A 19,027-nucleotide genomic window follows, 5' to 3' on the forward strand; every position below is an offset into this window, starting at 1 on the left:
TATATGGAACATTGAATTTAACTGTAATTTCAATACCTATAAACCACACAAACAATTATGACACAAATTGGCCATACTTTTTTTAAAAAAACTTTGAGAATTCTATTGACTTTGATAATCGTTATCAACTATTATAAGTATTGTGATATTGAGATTCATTATCAAATAATAAAAAGTAGGGGTGTATACATAATGAAAAAGACAACATTATTTTGGGCTTTTGCACTTATTCTGCTCATTAGCTTAATGGCAGGTTGCTCGAGTTCAGAGGAAACAGCAAAGAAAGAAGAAGAAAAAGTACAAACAGAAACTAAGGAAAACACTGCTGCAACTGAAGAAAAGAAGGAAGATTCAGGTGTAGTAAATTTATATACAGCTCGTCACTATGATACGGATGATGCAATTTATGCAGCATTCACTGAGCAAACTGGTATTAAAGTAAATGTAATCAAAGGTGAAGGCGATGAATTAATGGAACGTCTTTCACGTGAAGGTGAAGCAACTGAAGGTGATGTGTTCATTACAGTTGACGCGGGTAACCTACACAGAGCAAAAGAAAAAGAATTATTCCAACCAATCGTGAGCGAAACAGTTAATGGTAATATCCCTGAAAATCTTCGCGATGCAGATAACCAATGGGTAGCTTTAACACAACGTGCTCGTGTTATCGTATATGCTAAAGACCGTGTAAACCCTAGCGATCTATCTACTTATGAAGCATTAACAGGTGAAAATTGGAAGGGTAAAATCCTTATCCGTTCTTCTGAAAATATTTACAACCAATCATTACTAGCTTCTTTCATCGAGTTAAATGGTGAAGAAAAAGCAAAAGAATGGGCTGCAGGAATTGTAGCAAACATGGCTCGTGAGCCAAAAGGTGGAGACACTGATCAAATTAAAGCAGTAGTTGCTGGCGAAGGTGATATCGCTATCTCTAATACTTATTATGTTGGTAGATTAATAAACTCTACAAACCCAGAAGATGTAAAAGTTGCTGAACAAGTTGGCGTATTCTTCCCTGATCAAGATGGAAATGGAACTCACGTAAACGTAAGTGGTATTGGGTTACTAAAACATGCTAAAAATACAGAGAATGCAATTAAATTCATTGAATTTATGACAAGCCAAGAAGCTCAAGGTCAGTTTGCTGAAGGAAACAATGAATATCCTGCAAACACTGCTGTTGAAGCTTCTGAAACATTAAAATCTTGGGGCGAGTTTAAGGCACAAGACATTAACATGACGATTCTTGGTGAAAAGAATACGGATGCAGTTAAGCTTTATAATGAAGTGGGCTGGAAGTAATCTTTGAAGCTATATGAAAATGCCGTATCATAATATATGATACGGCAATTCGTCTTTTCCTTGTCATTCCCCCTAAAACTATAGATTTTTTCGTTAAATTCATGTAAACTCAAAGTCGAAATTTCTTATAACTCAACATTTTTAAAGGATGTGCAAACCTTGAAACTGCTACTTCGCAACCTAAAAGTACAATACAATAATTGGGCAGTTTTAAGCCTACTCTTTATCGCCATTCTCCTTTTACCTACTCTCACCATAGGTGTAAGGTTTTTTAAAAAACCAAATGAAAATTGGTATCATATTCAAGAGTTTCTTTTAGCTGAATATATCTCTAATACTCTTATTCTAATATTCTTTACCGGTATCTTCTCTGTATTAATTGGAGTAAGCCTAGCATGGATTGTATCTGTATATGAGTTTCCTTTTAAAAAGTTCTTTAAATGGGGATTAATCCTCCCATTAGCGATACCACCGTATATAGGGGCATACACATATAACGGCATGCTAAATTACACCGGGATTATTCAATCAACCTTACGTAATTCCTTTGGGTTAAAGGTAGACCAAAAGTATTTTGATATCATGACGATGCAAGGAACCATCTTTATATTTACAATGTTTCTCTTTCCCTATGTTTATATCATCACAAAAGCTTTCTTAGAAAATCAGTCTGCATCACTCATTGAAAATGCAAGATTACTAGGTAGTAACTCATTCGGAGTATTTTTCCGCGTCGTCCTACCTTTGTCCAGAACAGCCATTATCGGCGGAGTTAGCTTAGTCATATTAGAAGTCTTAAATGATTACGGAGTTGTGAAGTACTTTGGTATCCAAACCTTTAGCACTGCCATTTTTCAAGCGTGGTTCGGAATGGGTGACCTCGACTCAGCGATTAAGCTTGCTGGAGTGTTAATGACGATTGTTGTTCTTGTATTAGTTTTTGAAAAGCTTGTTAGAGGTAGACAGAATTTTAACTACTCTACTACAAAAATCAGACCTATCCAGCCTTATATTCTTCCTAAGTGGCAGAGTTGGACTTTATTTGGATATGCGGCTGCCATTTTATCGCTCGGATTCATCATTCCTTTAGCACAGCTTATTTACTGGCTGTTTATGACCTATGAAAGAATTTTTAGTCCTGACTTTATAAAACTTGTCTGGAATTCAGTTTCGGTTGCATTTATTTCTTCATCCATTATTATTATTGTTTCATTAGTCATAGCTAATTTCAGCAGATTATCTCAAAGTACACTTGCTCGGTTTATCTCGAGGGTAACTGTACTTGGCTATTCAATTCCAGGTACGATTATTGCCATTGGTGTGCTAACGGTTTTCATTGCTTTAGACAAAAACCTTTTCGGATTTTATAAAATGATTGGCTTAGAACCGACTCTTCTTTTAAGCTTAAGTATTGCAATGCTCTTATTTGCGTATATCATTCGATTTTTAGCCATCGGTTATAATTCGATTGAGGCTGGTTTTGAAAAAGTAGGCACCTCGTTTACAGAGGCCTCTAGAATGCTAGGTAATACGATTACTAGCTCCTTTTTTAAAGTTGATTTAAAAATGATCAAAGGTGCTGTGTTAGGTGGATTTCTCTTAGTTTTCATTGATATTTTAAAGGAATTACCATTGACCTTACTACTACAACCCTTTAACTTCTATACACTTGCAACTAAGGCCTTTCAATATGCGAACGATGAAATGATACAAGAAGCTGCATTAGCTTCATTATTAATTATCTTGGTAAGTAGTGTTTCAATTATCATTTTCCACCGAATCTTTGAGAAGGAGGCAAGATAATGTTTATTCAATTAACTGATATTAACTTTCGTTATCGAAATGCAGATAAATTAACCCTGCAAAACGTAAGTCTTTCTATTAATAAAGGTGAGCTTGTTTCCATTCTTGGTAAAAGTGGAAGTGGAAAAAGTACCATTCTTCGCATTATTGCAGGTCTTGAGGTTCCCTCTAGTGGCTCTCTACTAGTTGGTGACAAAACACTTGTTGATGAAGCCTGTTTTGTGCAACCCGAAAAACGTGGAATTGGACTGGTTTTTCAAGACTATGCCCTTTTCCCCCATTTAACTGTGGCAGACAATGTTAAATTCGGGTTGCGTAAAATGAGTCGAAAGCAAAAACTGCAACGTCTAGAGGAAGTGTTGCAGCTAGTTGATTTAGTTGGGTATGAAAAACGTTATCCATATGAACTTAGTGGTGGTCAACAGCAACGTGTAGCACTGGCTCGTGCACTTGCACCTAACCCGGCACTTATTATGTTTGATGAACCATTTAGTAATCTTGATGCTGACCTGCAACTACAAATTCGTGAAGAATTACGTTCTATTATAAAAAAAGCGAACATCACTTCAATTTTCGTCACCCATGATCAATCTGATGCTGCTGCATTAGCTGACCGTGTGATTGTTATGGACGAAGGAAGAATTAGTAAAATTGGTACAACTGAAGAAATCTTAGGAAGAACTTGTGTTTTTGCTAATAAAAGTTGTTAAATGATAGCGCTTTGCAGGTTGCAGAGTGCTTTTTCTATGGAATTAAAATAGCTTTGCTTCATTTGTGGTACAATCATAGGGAAAAAAGAAATTTTGAATTGGCTGGTGAAAAATATGCTTGAAATTAAAACCTCCCCACTTAGTGATGGAGAATTCAATAGAGGAGTCTTTGCAACGTGTGATATCAAAAAGGGTGAATTAATTCACGTAGCACCTGTTATTCCTTATCCAAATGAACAGCACATGCTAATTGAACATACCGTTCTTGCAGATTATGTCTATGAATATGGAATTAACCACTCTGCGATCGTTCTTGGCTACGGAATGCTTTTTAATCACTCGTATGAGCCAAATGCTAACTACGAAATTAAATTCGAAGATCACACATTTCGCTATTATGCATACAAGGATATAAAAGCAGGCGAAGAAGTTCTGATTAACTACAACGGTGATGTCGATGAAATGGATCCGCTGTGGTTTAATAAAAAAGAAGAAGAATAAAACAAATCAGGTCCCCTCTTATTGTGGGAACCTGATTTTTTTATTATTGATATATTTAAACAAACAATTTAGTAACTTGGGAAACGACTTTTTTATCCTTTGTCGAAATCTTCTTAGGCTTTTTGGGAGTTACTACATTGTATTCGTCTAGATGTTCTACAGAAGTAATTTGAAGATAAAAAGCATCTGTCTTTTTATCACCTTTAAGGTAGCCTTTTAAAATTTTCATTTTTTCAACTGTCCCTTTAATTTTCCTGCTGTAATCCCAAATAATTTCGTTCTGGTACGTTACATCCATTTTCTCTTTAAAGGCAAGTGCTTCTGAAATCGCTTCCCCGGGGGTTTTAAAAAAAGAATTTGTTCTTTTCATTCTTTTTTTCTTGAATCCATCTCCTACGTGAACTTGGTATACCATATTTGTTGTCAAATTGGTTAACATCCTTCCTGGATTGGTCTCTTGCCTACTGCTACCTGAGAATAAGCACCAGAAGACCAAGGGTATATCCCTTCTTACTAGTATACCCTACTCTTCCAATAACTACCACCATGAGCAAAACTTTCTACTCTTGTTGTTTTTACATTTCTCAATATACATATATATGTTAGTGAATAATAAGAAATACTAAGGAATAATATTAAAAATGGACATAGTATGAGATAATAGAATTATCTTTGTAGAAAAGGACGGATTGTATATGAAAAGTAAAAAGAAGTTTGTTGTAGATGAAAAGGTATTGTTAGTTGCAACTGGTGAAACTGTGACCATCAGCAATTGTAGTTTTGTTGCAAATATGAAAAGGTATTCTTATACCCTTAAGGAACATCCTAATACGTTCTATTTTGAAGAGGAATTAAAGCCTATTTAAGCAGAAATAGGTTGTTTCCTCTGATCTTCCTCGGAATGCTTTCTGCACTCAGCCCTCACCCAAATTGTTTTATGATGTAACACTAATGTTTCCTTATCGTCTAATAGGGTAGAGATAAAAAACCTCTCCTACAACAAGACAAGGAAGTGTTAATTTGAAAAAGGTTTTAATTATATTATTAAGTATGGTCTTTTCTCTTAGTTTGGCGGGATGTGCAGGAAATTCTGACACCACTACAGAACCTCCCGCAAAGTCTACCGACGAACCGAAGGAACAGGTTGATCAGACGCCACCAAATAATGATACTGATGATTCACCTGAAAACAGTAATGGAAATAATGATTCCGATGATGAACCTATTTCTGTTTCAGAAACGGCTCAAACCATTTTACAATTATTAAAAAATAAAGATATGAAGACACTCTCAACACACGTACATCCTGATCATGGGCTCCTTTTTTCTCCATATGTTTATGTGTACCCGGAAGAAGCTATAAAGCTTAAGGCAGCTGAAGTAGAAGGTTTCTTTGAAGATCAGGAAAAGTATGTATGGGGAGTGCGTGACGGCAGTGGTGAACCGATTGAGTTAACGCCTAGTGAGTATTACGAAGAATTTATTTACACTCATGATTACCATACAGTTGACCCAATCATTGACGAGGTCCACCAACGCGGGAATGCTTTAAATAATATAAAAGAAGTCTTCCCAGAAGCTACTGTTTTGGAATTTCATGTAGAAGGTACTGAAAAATACTCAGGCATGGACTGGGGCAGTTTGAATCTTGTGTTTCAAGAAGATAGTAATGGTGTTTTTTATCTCGTAGCTATTGTTCGTGATCAATGGACGATTTAACAAAACAGTGCTAGACACATTTTACGTGTCTAGCACTGTTTTGTTAATCGCAGTTTTTAGATCATACACATGTGAACGATCGAACTCTTCGTAAGTCCGTCCCAAAGTAAACCCACATAAATCCTGTCCAGCGCCATCCTGATACTGATCTTCTTCCTACAAAGGTTGGATAAAACCAGAACTGTTGGCCATTAGTTAGCCAAAGGTAAGTATACCGGAATAGGCAACCTCTAATTGATCCTGGGTCTACCGCAAAAGCACTTGCTTGTTGTTGAATTGGTACACCCGCAGGTGGTGGGCCTGGTGGTGGACCACCGGCTTGGCTTTGTCCTGGTGATGTAAATGGCAGGCCTCCGGATGGAATACCTGAAGGTGGACCGGATGGCGGACCCATTGGCCCCCCTGGTGGAAATGGACTAAAAAATCTGTCATCATACATTAACTCACTTGGTTGGAACTGATTTGCATAGTTATATGAATCATGCCCATAACCGTAATATAACTGTTCTTGATATGGATACATTTGATGCACTCCTTTAACTTATAGGCTTACATCATCCTATGCATTTGTCTTGGTCCATTCACCTTGTACGAAAGAAAAGGGCTTTTGTCTAGAGGACGTGATACTAAGTCAATAAAAGATAAAGCTACCCAATATTAACTGATTTATGTGCCCTCCAAATGGGGTTTCAAACAAAACGAGGTCGCATAAATGGATTTATGCGACCTCAGAATGGGGCTTCAAACAAAACAAGGTCACATAAACGGATTTATGTGACCTCCAAATGGAGATTCCAACAAAATCAGGTCACATAAACGGATTTATGTGACCTCCAAATGGAGGTTCCAACACAATAAGGTCACATAAACGGATTTATGCGACCTCCAAATGGCGGTTCCAACAAAATAAGGTCACATAAACGGATTTATGTGACCTCCAAATGGCGGTTCCAACAAAATCAGGTCACATAAACGGATTTATGCGACCTCCAAATGGCGGTTCCAACAAAACAAGGTCACATAAACGGATTTATGTGACCTCCAAATGGCGTTTCTAACAAAATAAGGTCACATAAACGGATTTATGTGACCTCCAAATGGCGGTTCCAACAAAACAAGGTCGCATAAAACATTATTGTTGTATTAGCTGACCGTATCTCTTATTAAGTACCACAAAAAGTTCGATATGGACGACCTGATGGGTCCGGAAGTGTGCAATATTCAACCTGTTCAGATGAATCGACGTAAGGGTTTGAAAGAACTTTCAACAAACGCTCCATCACACTATAGTCATCATGCACAGCTGCTTCTAGCGCCTCTTCCACCTTATGATTACGCGGAATTACCGCAGGATTATTTTTACGCATTAACTCTAGTGAGACTTCCTTTGATTTCTGCTGCCTATCAAGTCTTTCCTGCCATTCCTTATACCAACTCGAAAATTCATCAGTTCCATAAAAGTCCAACTCTTTATGCTTTCCGAGTGTTAAAGAACGGAACGTATTTGTAAAGTCAGCCTTATTTTTTTGCATAACAGTCAGCAGCTCTTGAATTAAGGCATCATCCTGTTCCTCTTCATTAAGCAACCCTAATTTTGCTCTCATGCCTGTGAGCCAATGTTGACGGAAATGGCCTGAAAATTCAGAGATGGCATCTTGAGCAATTTCAACGGCCTTCTCTTGCTCATCATGTAAGAGTGGCAGCAAGGCTTCAGCAAAGCGTGCTAAATTCCAACCTCCAATATAAGGTTGATTTCCATAGGCATAACGACCTTGCCTATCAATTGAACTGAAAACCGTCTCCGGGTCATATGTATCCATAAACGCACAAGGTCCATAGTCAATTGTTTCACCACTAATGGCCATGTTATCTGTGTTCATAACCCCATGGATAAAACCAACTAGTTGCCACTTAGCAATTAATGCTGCCTGACGTTTGATGACTTCTCGAAGTAACAACAGATATTGACTGTCTTTCCCTTCAATTTCTGGGTAATGGCGCTTAATCGTATAGTCAGCTAATGCCTTGATATCCTCTTCAGAGCCCCATGTAGCCACATACTGGAACGTTCCAACACGAATATGACTAGATGCAACACGTGTAAGTATAGCCCCAGGTAAATCATCTTCCCGAATAACTGCTTCTCCAGTTGTTACAACCGCTAAGCTTCTAGTAGTTGGGATGCCAAGCGTATGCATCGCTTCGCTTATAATATATTCCCGAAGCATTGGACCTAAAGCAGCTCGACCATCTCCTCCACGAGAATAAGGCGTTCTTCCTGAACCCTTTAGCTGAATATCAACTCGATCTCCCTTTGGTGTGATTTGTTCACCAAGCAAAATCGCCCTGCCATCTCCTAACATATTAAAATGGCCAAACTGGTGACCTGCATAAGCCTGTGCTAATGGCAAAGCTCCTTCAGGAATTGTGTTACCAGCGAAAACATCTACCGCATGAGCATCCTTTAGACTTTCAGCATTAAAACCTAGCATCTCTGCTAATGAAGAATTAAGAATGACCAACTTCGGTGATCTAACCGGAGTTGGATTTTGACTACTATAAAATGAGTTAGGCAAACGGGCATAACTGTTATCTAAATTCCAACCTGCGTCTTTCGCATCTTTTGACATTGTATCTCCCTTACCTCTTTTGACATTAATCTGTACTATTATCCACTTTCAAATGTTGCACTATGCAATGTGTCTAACAACAGCTCCTTATTTATCATAGCCTTTTGGATGAGTGGAATGCCACTTCCAAGCACTTTCAATCATTTGCTCAATGGATACAAAACGTGGTTTCCATCCAAGCTCTTGTTCAGCTTTTGCCGAAGATGCTACTAGCTTTGCTGGGTCTCCTTGTCTTCGTGGTGCGACTTCTGCCGGAATGTCAATGCCTGTCACCTTTCTAGCTGTTTCTATCACTTCTTTTACTGAATAACCGTTTCCATTACCTAAATTGTAAATACCACTTTCACCTTTGTTTCGTAGTCTTTCCATCGCTAAAATATGAGCAGCAACCAAATCTGTTACATGGATATAGTCCCTAATACAAGTCCCATCATGAGTTTCATAGTCATCACCAAATATCATGATTTTCTCTCTTTGACCAAGAGCAACCTGAAGAACAAGGGGAATCAAGTGTGTTTCTGGAGAATGATCTTCGCCGATATCCATTTCAAGATGGGCACCAGCTACATTAAAATAACGTAATATAACATACTTCATGCCATATGCCTGTTCTGACCATTTCATCATCTTCTCAACCGCTAGCTTCGTTTCTCCATAAGGATTTGTTGGAGTAGTAGGGGTTGTTTCTACAATAGGTATCTCCACGGGATCTCCATAAGTAGCAGCAGTCGAAGAAAATACAATCTTCCTCACATCGTGATTATTCATTGCCTTTAAAAGACACAACGTACCATATACATTGTTTTCATAGTACTTTAAAGGATCCGACATACTTTCACCTACTAGAGAATCTGCAGCAAAATGCATAACTGCTTCAATCTCGTTTTCTGAGAATACACTTTCCAGAAACTTTTGGTCACGAAGATCCCCTATATACATTTTTGCAGACCCTACGACGGCTTCTTTATGTCCTGTTTGTAAATTATCAACTACAACAACCTCTTTACCTTTCGCAATAAGATCTGCTACAGCATGACTACCAATGTAACCTGCTCCACCACATACAAGTACTGCCATACTATCGCCTCATTTCTCCCTAACTTAAAAAAACAGGAAACCAGATAATGATTTCCTGTTCTTTACTAAGTTATATGAAACGAACATTATAATATTGCATTAGCAATTAATTTATCAAACTTACGAATATCTACACCTTTTTTAAGGTTAACTTTGATATGACCTGCTTTCGTCCATAGCTCGACCTCTGCGTTAACATCAAGAAAGCTTCCTGCATTCTCAGTTGACCACATTGTAATTGATGAATATGGCAATGAATAGATTTCTACCTTTTTCCCTGTAAATCCTTGTGCATCTCTAACAATTAATCTCTTAGTTGTAAAAATAGCACTATCACGGAACGTCTTATAAGCAGCAATTGCTTCTTCACCTTCCACCAACAATTCGTTAACATCATTTGGAATAGGACACTCAGAAACAAAAGTCCATGCTAAAATCCCTTGTGTTGCAGCCATTAAAAAACCTCCCTTTATAATAAGCTAACTATTAACCTTTATGTAATTATATTCCACTAAAACCCTTCAAATTTCCACTAATTTCTACTAAATACTCTACAAAAAAACAGGAAACCAAATAAAGATTTCCTGTTCTTTACTAAGTTATATGATTTAAGAAACGGCTTTTTGACCAACAGTTGTTAATTCTTCTTCTTTCACCGTACTGCTCGCAAGTTGATAAGCACAATATACTAAGAATACCGATACTAAAATATACGCTAATGAAAACTGAGGAGCAGCATTTAGTGCTAGCCCAGGTGCATGCATTAACCCTACATAAGAAAGCGCTGCCCCGACTAATGAGAAAATACTCGCTCTTACATATTGTCGATCAATGATATAAACAGTAATAGCACCTAAGATGATTGCAGTAAACATAGCCCCCTGTCCTAGAGGCACAATTCCCTCAGAGATTCCAGATACAACTTCACCAGCAGACTTATTAAAACGAGTCATCACATAATTTGCAAAGTAAGGTAGCATTGCAATCGCTACAGCTGGGAAGTATTTTGCTTCATTTGACTGGAAAGCAGATCCAACCATTGAAATACCAACAAACACCAAGATTGGCGCCACTGCCGCAAGTGGGATTAGTGCAGCTAATGCAGCAATCACACCTGTCATTGCAGCAATCCCAAATACAACTGCATTAAGAATACTGTATCCACGCCCAGCTCCCATCTTCTTAGAACCTACAGTCGCAATATATACTGTTGTTGGGAATAATCCACCAAAAACAGCCCCAAGCATTGTACCAACACCATCTACTGCCTGGCACTCTCTTACATCATACGAATCTCCCGCTGCTGCCATTGCATCAACATTGTTCATCGTTTCAATCGCATTATAAAGTGTGATTGGCAAAATAACTGCAAGTAATCCTATTAAGCTACCAAATAACAATGTCATACCATCAAAAGCCGCTAAGCTTGGTAAAATTGGATAAAAGCCAACATTTGCTAAGCCTTCAACAATTTTAGTAGGAGATTGATAGCCAAGTGTAAATGCTAAAATTGTACCAATTAAAACTGCAAATAATGAAGTTGGGATTTTGAATGGCATTGCTACTTTTCCAACAATCCCTACGATAATGATTACTAAAGTGACAAGACCTACAACCGGAATTGAAAACGTGTTAAACAGCATTTCACCAGCAATAAATGTAAGTGCTACACCGGCAAGAGCTCCTAGCATAGCTGCTCTAGGAATTTGATTACGAATCCAATTGCCAGTCACACTTACGATTGCTTCAATTAGACCACTTAAAAATGCAGCAGCAACTGCAATTTTCCATGCTAATTCCGGATCATTTGTTAATGCTTTTGCTGGTGCAAGAACTCCAAATAAAAATACAAACATTACAGGTGTACTAATTCCATAGGATAGTGCAGTTACATCTGTTCGACCTTCCTTTTTTGCCAGTCGATTTGCCATGTAAGCATAATATAAATTACCAACCATTACGGCTACGGCTGCACCAGGAATTACTTTTCCAAAGACGATGCTTGCTGGGAATCCCATTCCTAGCATTGTTACAGCTATGATTACAAAGTTTGCTAGATTGTTTTGAAATAGGGCAAAGAAAGCATCTGTGTCTTCTTTCTTATACCAAGGATAGTTAACTGTTTGATTCATGATATCTTCTCCTCTTCTATTCTTCATTGTTTTATAGATGATTCTTAAAGAAACGTAACTGTCCCATTCTCTAGTGATAGGATACGTGCAAGTGATTCTACTCGGTATCCTTTTTGTTCAAGTTGGGCTCTTCCGTCTTGGAAGGATTTTTCTATGACGATACCGACACCAACTACTTCAGCTCCCGCTTGTTCTACGATATTGATTAGACCTAGTGCTGCTTGGCCATTGGCTAAGAAATCATCAATGATTAGAATACGTTCTCCTTTTTCTAGATAGTTTTTTGAAACAGCGATTTCATTCGTTTCTTTTTTCGTAAATGAATATACACTGCTTGTATAAAGGTTATCAGTCATTGTTAATGATTTTCTTTTTCTAGCAAAAACAAGTGGGACATTTAACTCATTTGCTGCCATAAAGCTTGGTGCAATGCCTGATGATTCTAGAGTTAAGATTCTAGTTACATTAGCGTCTTTAAACTTTTTTGCAAACTCTTTTCCAATATTTATCATTAGGTTCGTGTCAATTTGGTGATTTAAAAAAGAATCAACTTTTAAAACACCATCAGCGACTACCGACCCTTTTTCTAGAATTTTAGCCTTTAATTCTTCCATTTTTAAGCTTCCTCCTAAAGTTGGCTTGCTCTAAGCGAATACAAAAAAGCCGAATGCATAGAAATTCACTGGACTACAAGTGAATTCTATACATTCGGCTAATCATTAAAATGGAAAAGCTAAAGAAACTTCCCCAATATAAAGACACCCAATCAGAACATCACTTGTAGTCAAGTTATTTACGGTAACTTGGTAGAGACTTGTGGGCCATATTCCCACTATTATACAAGGATAGTTTATATTATTCGTATATGAGAGTGATTATAAATGAAACAACTATAAAATGGAACCCTTTTTTCTTAAAATACGAATAAAAATTTAAATTGGATATTTTTAGTTCGTTATAAACTCACACTCTTTCCTTCTCAATCTCACCTTTATAATCATCATAGTTCCCTTGGTAGCTTTTCAAGGAATTGTCCTGGATTGCAATAATCCTTTCACCAATTTTGTTGATAAAATACCGGTCATGAGAGATGAAGAATATTGTACCTTCAAATTCTTCTAAAGCTTCTTCAAGGGTTTCGATGGAACGTATATCAAGATGATTCGTTGGCTCATCTAGTATTAATAAATTGATATCCTGATATAAAAGCATAGCAAGCTTTAACCTAATTCTTTCTCCTCCAGATAAATGCTTCACTTTTTTGAATACGTCCCTTTTAAAAAACATAAATTTTGAAAGGTATTCCCGAGCTTTACCCTCTGGCAAGGAGATATCCTCTCTAAAAGCTTCTAGAACTGTAAACTCCTCGTTAGTAAACTTTATTTTTTGCGGTAAATAGGCTGTCATGACATTTGCACCTAATTCTACCGCTCCACTATCTGGGTGTTCCTCACCTAATAACATCTTTAAGAAGGTTGTTTTCCCACTTCCATTAGGCCCAATCAATCCTACTCTTTCCCCATAATGGACCATTACATTAGCATCCTTGAAAATCACCTTATCTTTATAGTTTTTAGTGAGTCCAATAGCCTTAATGGTTTCCTTTCCAGACCGCTCTGCCACTTGCAAATCAAGTTTCATATTCTTTCTTTCAAAAATAGGTTTATTAATTCGGTCCAATTTTTCAAGTTTCTTTTGAATACTGGCCGCACGTTTGAAAAACTTGTTATTATCGGCACGCATCGCCCAGTCTCTTAGTTCGGTAACCTGCTTTTCCATACCTTTCACTTTCTTTTGCTGCTCTCTGAAGTGCTCGTATTGAATCCGCATATTTTCTTCCTTTTGACTAATAAAGGAAGAGTAATTACCCTTATAGGATTTGGATTCCATGTCCTCTATTTCAACAATTTTGTTCACGACCTTATCCAAGAAATATCGATCGTGAGATACAATAATGATAATGCCTTTATAACTTTTGAGATAACCTTCAAGCCATTCAATGGCTTCCATATCTAAATGGTTGGTCGGTTCGTCTAGTAACAAAATATCGGGATTATGGATCAACAGTTTCCCAAGACCAACCGTGGTTTTCTCTCCACCACTTAATAAATCAAAATCCTTGTTTAAAAAACTCTCTGAAAAATGTAAACCTGTGCAAACCTTGCCTAACTTTTCTTCTCGTTCATATCCTCCTCTGACTTCATACAACTGGACTAGGTCACTGTATTTATTCAGGGCTTTTTCAAGAGCATTACCTTCTAAAACCTTCATTTGTTCCTCTAAATCTCGCATTTGATTCTCTATGCTGACAATCTCCTTGAAGGCCAGGTTCAAGATATCGATTACTTTTAAGCCTTCGGGATACACAGGTGTCTGTTCAAGATAAGCCTTGGTGGCTTCTTTATGCAGATGAATAAGACCTTCGTCATATCCATAACTTGAAGTTTGTGGGTATCCGGGATAGTAGTGCATAGGCTCAAGTCCGGCTATTATTCTAAGCATCGTGCTCTTCCCACTACCGTTTGCCCCAACGATTCCAATTCTGTCTCCTTCAAATGCTTCTAGTGAGAAATTGTTCACAACAAGGGTTGCTTCCATGTATTTTTTTATGCCATGTACTTTTAGTTCTAACATATCAATTCCTTCTTTCATCCATAATGTACGTTACGCTTTTTATGGACAGGCTAAAGAAGACTTTCGTTACTATTCACTTTTAATAAATAAAAAAGACCGCAAGAAGATGTGTCTTCTTACAGTCTTAACTAGTCAATGAGTATAATGAGGGTAGAGTAGATCTAAACATGTGTATGCTTAAAAAAGCACATGGTTATGCTTAGATTTTATTCACCAGTCTTGTGAACTGGTTGGTTGTTTCATGAGTGTCATGAATACCCTATGTATTATATTCTAAGATATTAGTAAAGTAAGTTTACCTTCTAAATTGCCGCAATTCCATAAAGAGCATAACGAATAAACCTATCGTTTGTAGGTAAATCAAGCTCGTTACAAAATCTATATTAATTTAAAATTAAATTAATAATTAGCAAGTAGTTGGTTCCATAAACTTACTTTCCCCCTCCTTAGAATTTCCTTTATTATCTCATCTTTACAATATTTTGTAAATCGTTAAACCGTCATTTTCCAGTTTGATTTGGCTAGCCAGTTTTCTTTTTCTTTGTAGTCGGGCATGATTTTTCCAACTAGGCGCCAGAAGGAGCGGTCGTGGTTGAGGTGGACCATGTGACACATTTCGTGTACGACTACGTAGTCGACCACTTCTATTGGTGCCATAGCCAGTCTCCAGTTAAAGGTTAATTGAAGATTCGAGTCACACGTTCCCCAGTTTGTTTGGTTATCTGTTATACGCACAGAACGTGGTTTCGTTTTAAAATGTCTCTGATGAGATTGGATACTCTTTTCCACTAAGGCTTTGCATTGCTGATAGTAGAATCGCTTAAGGGATTGTTTTATCTTTTCATCGTCATGGTTCTTTACAAATATCGTTAATTGGTTATCTTCAAAAACAACATGGTCTTTCTCGATATTTCTATCTAGAGAGATTTTTATCGGATAGGAGTTCCCCAAATACAGAAAACTCTCTCCCTGGTCATAAGCCTTCTGCTGTGGACCATCCAACCTTTTTTTCATCTCTTTTGATTTGGTCAGTATCAGCTCCCAGTTGGCTTCTAATAGATTAACCACCTGTTCATCATGTGTCTTCTTTGGAGCTTGAACTATTACATTTCCATAACCGTCTATTGAAACACCAATTGATTTACGGTTTTTGTATATAATTTCAACATCGATTGTTTCACCTAAATAAGTATGTCTCATTTCACTTTTTCTCCTGATAAATACTTTTTTCATCTATACTAATTCATATTTTATTCTTATCTCACTCTACCTTCTTCTACCACTGGAAGTAAAGGTACAAAATTTGAAAGATCATATATTGAAGGATAAAATAATTAGTTATAAACCGTACAGGAGGAACAAATATGTTCTTTTTTAATAACTATGAACAAAGCATTCATCAGTTACCCAGAAAAGAAACCTATTTAAAAGAAGATTTGATGAAAGAAAAATTTCTATTATCAGTAGACAACAAACTTGAGGTTTACTGGGCTCCCTTCGAATACATTAATAAAGAAGCAAAAGTAATTATATTGGGGATCACACCAGGGTGGACCCAAATGCAGCTAGCATTCAACTATGTTCGGAAAAATATCGGAGTAGAAGATAAGGAGACCATGCTTCGTAATGCTAAAAAGCAGGCGAGTTTTGGTGGAAAGGGAATTAGGAAAAATCTAATTGAAATGCTCGATGAAATTGAGCTTAACAAGCACCTTAACATTACTAGTTGTGCAGAGCTTTATGAAGATAGTAATCATCTTCTACACTCTTCTTCAGCTCTAAGGTATCCAGCTTTTATCAATAAGAAAAATTACACCGGATCGACTCCATCGATGTTGAAGCACCCTGTACTATTTCAAATGATACATGAACTGTTAGTACCTGAGTTAAGCGAAGTGAAAGATGCTGTAATTATACCAGCAGGTAAAGCAGTTACCGAAGTTGTACGTTACTTGGTAGACGAAGGCAAGATTCATAATAAAACAATTCTATATGATTTTCCCCATCCATCAGGTGCGAACGGTCATCGCAAAAAGCAATATGAGGAGAAGAAAGAATATTTTATAGGAAAACTAAAGGATCATTTCAACTAAAGAAAAAGAGGCATCCTCTTGTATTAACGGGTTTTTGTAGTACCCCTTACCAATAGGCTGCCTTGTCCTTAATTAAGCAACCAGCGATAGTAAAATAAGCGGAGATTTTCCCGTTAAATTTTGAATCGAGCACTTTTGAGGCCAAATAAGGGGAGGATTTCCGGTTATGCCAAGCAAAATCCCCTATTTTCATGTTTTTTGAGTCAATAGGCGGAATCTCTCCGTCTATTAAAGCTATTTTCGATAGTATTTTCTATTTAAGCGGAATTTTTCCGCCTATTTATCAAACCTGGTGCTTATCTGATCTCCCAACCGATAATAGTAGGAAGAGAAAAAGCATGATGATTAAATTGCTAATCACCATGCTTTTTACATCCCTAGACTTTTAAAATATCGTTCTTGAGTTCTCCAAGTTTAAGTGTTGATTATTGTCATCTGAATTGTATGCAGCCTCATCAACCACAATTGTTACATTAGGGTGTGTTTTTAAAATAGTAACTGGCCAATCAGCATCAATTTCATCTGTTCTAAGTAATTGATAGATGGCTTTCGCTTTTTTAGAGCCACTTGCAAACAAAATGATTTTCTTTGCCTCCATGATTGTCTCAATACCCATCGATATTGCTTTTTTCGGCACATCCTCTATGGAATCAAAGTATCTTGCGTTTGCTTGTATTGTCGATTCAGCCAAATTCACTTCATGTGTTCGGCAATGAAACGACGTCTTTGGTTCATTAAACCCAATATGACCATTACTTCCTACGCCTAATACTTGAATATCGATTCCTCCATGTTCCACAATAAGCTTCTCATATCGTTTACATTCCTCAGCGATATCTTCTGCAAGCCCATTGGGAAGATACGTCTGTTTTTTTGAAATGCCCATAGGCTGGAAGAAATACTTATTCATATAAAAGTGGTAGCTATTATCAGACTCAGGGGCCAGGCCAATATATTCATCAAGGTTAAATGTTGTTATATCCTTTAGGTCTAGAGGTGTATTTTCATGAAGCTTTCTCAAATGGGTATACACACCGATTTGAGTACCACCTGTAGCCAAGCCCAATGTTATTTTTGGATTACTAGATATATCCTGATAAAGAATTTCGGCACCTTTTTTGGCCATCTCATCATAATTTTTCACGACTATGGTATTCATACTATTCACCTCACTAAGCTTTATAGATTAAATGACCACGACAATAGGTGCTGATTACATTGAATGCTTGATCTAAAATAACTAAATCTGCATCCTTCCCGACATCAATGCTTCCTTTTCGGTCATAAACCTTTAGTTCCTTCGCTGCATTCATTGACGACATTTTAGCAAGATCTACTAGTTCACAACCTTCTAATTCACTTGCATGTCTAACAGCTTCATTCATTTTTAACACACTGCCAGCGAGGGTTCCATCCTTAAGTCGTGCCTCATTTCCTTTTAGATCGACAGTTTGACCGCCAAGCTCATACGTACCTTCCCTCAAGCATTTTGCTCTCATAGCATCTGTAATTAACTGCAACTTATTGCTGCCTTTCATTTTAAATGCCAATTCAACCATTTCCTTCACACAGTGAACCTGGTCAAAAATGATTTCTGCCATAATCTTATCTTCTAATAAAACACTTCCTACAACTCCAGGGTCACGATGATGCATTGGTCGCATGGCATTATACAAATGTGTAGCATGACTTAATCCATGTTCTACAGCAAGCTTTACCTCTGAATGTGAAGCATTAGAATGTCCAATTGATGCAATGATTCCCTGTGTAGTTAAAGCTTTTACAAACTCAAGACCATGTTCCTCTTCCGGAGCAAGTGTTACTAACCGAATCGCACCTTCTGCAAGCTGGTTCCATCCTTCGAACAATGCAAGGTTCGGTGATATAATCTGATCAATAGGTTGTGCTCCTGCATACTTTTTATTAATAAAAGGTCCTTCTAAATGAACTCCAAGTACTTCTGCCCCTTTATATTCTTTCTTCATAAATGAAGCGATTGAAGTTAATGTCTTTGAAATGCTTTCATCACTTTGTGTAATTGTTGTTGCCAAGAAACTGGTTGTTCCTTCCTGCGGTAACACCTTCGCCATTGTACTCAATGCATCTTCAGTTGCATCCATCACATCAGCACCAGCCGCCCCGTGGATATGAACATCAATAAAGCCAGGAAATACAAAATGATTTTCATCAATTGTAGTTACAGGATGAGCTGACCATTTTGAAGGAAGGGTGTTTTTTTCACCAATTTCTATTATTTTTCCATGTTCAATCATGATCCACCCTTCATGAATCACTTTAGTTTCGGTAACGATCGTTCCACCGATTAATAATTGGGGAGTATTATCAACATAGGACAAAACTTACACCATCCCTTATATATAAACTTTTAATTAGTGTACTCATATTGTTTTTTGGTATCAGGT

At 37.3% G+C, this 19,027-nt stretch carries 18 protein-coding genes and 1 riboswitch; of the genes, 7 read left to right on the plus strand and 11 right to left on the minus strand.

Annotation, left to right across the window (positions count from 1 at the left end; translation table 11 throughout):
• Positions 1–192 precede the first annotated feature (192 nt).
• The 4 genes from J2Z26_RS17075 (at position 193) to J2Z26_RS17090 (ending at position 4,319) form a co-directional block, all read left to right on the plus strand.
• On the plus strand, positions 193–1,305 hold the full coding sequence (locus J2Z26_RS17075) for a Fe(3+) ABC transporter substrate-binding protein (protein WP_193539825.1): 1,113 nt from the start codon (positions 193–195) through the stop codon (positions 1,303–1,305).
• 159 nt (positions 1,306–1,464) lie between these two features.
• Positions 1,465–3,108 carry an ABC transporter permease gene (locus tag J2Z26_RS17080; protein WP_227413880.1) on the plus strand — a complete coding sequence of 548 codons (1,644 nt, stop codon included), beginning with the start codon at positions 1,465–1,467 and terminating at the stop codon, positions 3,106–3,108.
• Positions 3,108–3,818: an ABC transporter ATP-binding protein gene (locus J2Z26_RS17085; RefSeq protein WP_193539826.1), complete on the plus strand. Its 711-nt coding sequence runs from the start codon at positions 3,108–3,110 to the stop codon at positions 3,816–3,818. Before J2Z26_RS17080 ends, J2Z26_RS17085 begins: the two co-directional genes overlap by 1 nt.
• Positions 3,819–3,932: 114 nt before the next feature.
• On the plus strand, positions 3,933–4,319 hold the full coding sequence (locus J2Z26_RS17090) for an SET domain-containing protein (protein WP_193539827.1): 387 nt from the start codon (positions 3,933–3,935) through the stop codon (positions 4,317–4,319).
• Between the two features lie 55 nt (positions 4,320–4,374).
• On the opposite strand, the gene J2Z26_RS17095 is transcribed toward J2Z26_RS17090, so the two are convergent.
• Positions 4,375–4,746: a hypothetical protein gene (locus tag J2Z26_RS17095; RefSeq protein ID WP_227413881.1), complete on the minus strand. Its 372-nt coding sequence runs from the start codon at positions 4,744–4,746 to the stop codon at positions 4,375–4,377.
• A gap of 268 nt (positions 4,747–5,014) precedes the next feature.
• Here J2Z26_RS17095 and J2Z26_RS17100 point away from each other — a divergent pair, with 268 nt between their 5' ends.
• Both J2Z26_RS17100 and J2Z26_RS17105 read left to right on the plus strand, forming a co-directional pair.
• On the plus strand, positions 5,015–5,185 hold the full coding sequence (locus tag J2Z26_RS17100; protein WP_193539828.1) for a hypothetical protein: 171 nt from the start codon (positions 5,015–5,017) through the stop codon (positions 5,183–5,185).
• Between the two features lie 154 nt (positions 5,186–5,339).
• Positions 5,340–6,038, plus strand: a complete 699-nt coding sequence (locus J2Z26_RS17105; protein WP_193539829.1) for a hypothetical protein — start codon at positions 5,340–5,342, stop codon at positions 6,036–6,038.
• 61 nt (positions 6,039–6,099) lie between these two features.
• Here J2Z26_RS17105 and J2Z26_RS17110 read toward each other — a convergent pair whose 3' ends face one another.
• The 8 genes from J2Z26_RS17110 to J2Z26_RS17145 all read right to left on the minus strand — a co-directional run bounded on the left by J2Z26_RS17110 (position 6,100) and on the right by J2Z26_RS17145 (position 15,711).
• Complete coding sequence (locus J2Z26_RS17110) at positions 6,100–6,561, minus strand: hypothetical protein (RefSeq protein WP_227413882.1); 462 nt, start codon at positions 6,559–6,561, stop codon at positions 6,100–6,102.
• A gap of 640 nt (positions 6,562–7,201) precedes the next feature.
• On the minus strand, positions 7,202–8,668 hold the full coding sequence (locus J2Z26_RS17115) for a protein adenylyltransferase SelO (RefSeq protein ID WP_193539830.1): 1,467 nt from the start codon (positions 8,666–8,668) through the stop codon (positions 7,202–7,204).
• 87 nt (positions 8,669–8,755) lie between these two features.
• Complete coding sequence (galE, locus tag J2Z26_RS17120; protein WP_193539831.1) at positions 8,756–9,745, minus strand: UDP-glucose 4-epimerase GalE; 990 nt, start codon at positions 9,743–9,745, stop codon at positions 8,756–8,758.
• Positions 9,746–9,831: 86 nt separating this feature from the next.
• Positions 9,832–10,200, minus strand: coding sequence for a PH domain-containing protein (locus J2Z26_RS17125; protein WP_193539832.1), 369 nt, complete (start codon positions 10,198–10,200; stop codon positions 9,832–9,834).
• A 153-nt stretch (positions 10,201–10,353) separates the two neighbouring features.
• Positions 10,354–11,877: an NCS2 family permease gene (locus J2Z26_RS17130; protein WP_227413883.1), complete on the minus strand. Its 1,524-nt coding sequence runs from the start codon at positions 11,875–11,877 to the stop codon at positions 10,354–10,356.
• A gap of 44 nt (positions 11,878–11,921) precedes the next feature.
• On the minus strand, positions 11,922–12,491 hold the full coding sequence (locus tag J2Z26_RS17135; RefSeq protein ID WP_193539833.1) for a xanthine phosphoribosyltransferase: 570 nt from the start codon (positions 12,489–12,491) through the stop codon (positions 11,922–11,924).
• A gap of 147 nt (positions 12,492–12,638) precedes the next feature.
• A riboswitch (purine riboswitch) is annotated at positions 12,639–12,740 on the minus strand.
• 100 nt (positions 12,741–12,840) lie between these two features.
• The gene (gene abc-f / locus J2Z26_RS17140) at positions 12,841–14,511 is read right to left on the minus strand and encodes a ribosomal protection-like ABC-F family protein (protein ID WP_193539957.1); all 1,671 of its coding nucleotides are present in this window, start codon (positions 14,509–14,511) and stop codon (positions 12,841–12,843) included.
• Positions 14,512–15,003: 492 nt separating this feature from the next.
• Positions 15,004–15,711 carry a M48 family metallopeptidase gene (locus J2Z26_RS17145; protein ID WP_193539834.1) on the minus strand — a complete coding sequence of 236 codons (708 nt, stop codon included), beginning with the start codon at positions 15,709–15,711 and terminating at the stop codon, positions 15,004–15,006.
• Positions 15,712–15,875: 164 nt separating this feature from the next.
• Here J2Z26_RS17145 and J2Z26_RS17150 point away from each other — a divergent pair, with 164 nt between their 5' ends.
• On the plus strand, positions 15,876–16,604 hold the full coding sequence (locus tag J2Z26_RS17150; protein WP_193539835.1) for a uracil-DNA glycosylase family protein: 729 nt from the start codon (positions 15,876–15,878) through the stop codon (positions 16,602–16,604).
• Positions 16,605–16,989: 385 nt separating this feature from the next.
• Here J2Z26_RS17150 and nagB read toward each other — a convergent pair whose 3' ends face one another.
• Together nagB and nagA are read right to left on the minus strand one after the other, a co-directional pair.
• Complete coding sequence (gene nagB / locus J2Z26_RS17155) at positions 16,990–17,763, minus strand: glucosamine-6-phosphate deaminase (protein WP_193539836.1); 774 nt, start codon at positions 17,761–17,763, stop codon at positions 16,990–16,992.
• Between the two features lie 13 nt (positions 17,764–17,776).
• Positions 17,777–18,961, minus strand: coding sequence for an N-acetylglucosamine-6-phosphate deacetylase (nagA, locus tag J2Z26_RS17160; protein ID WP_227413885.1), 1,185 nt, complete (start codon positions 18,959–18,961; stop codon positions 17,777–17,779).
• Positions 18,962–19,027: the final 66 nt, after the last annotated feature.

Source organism: Cytobacillus luteolus (genome assembly GCF_017873715.1).
Classification (GTDB): Bacteria; Bacillota; Bacilli; order Bacillales; family Bacillaceae_L; genus Bacillus_BV; species Bacillus_BV luteola.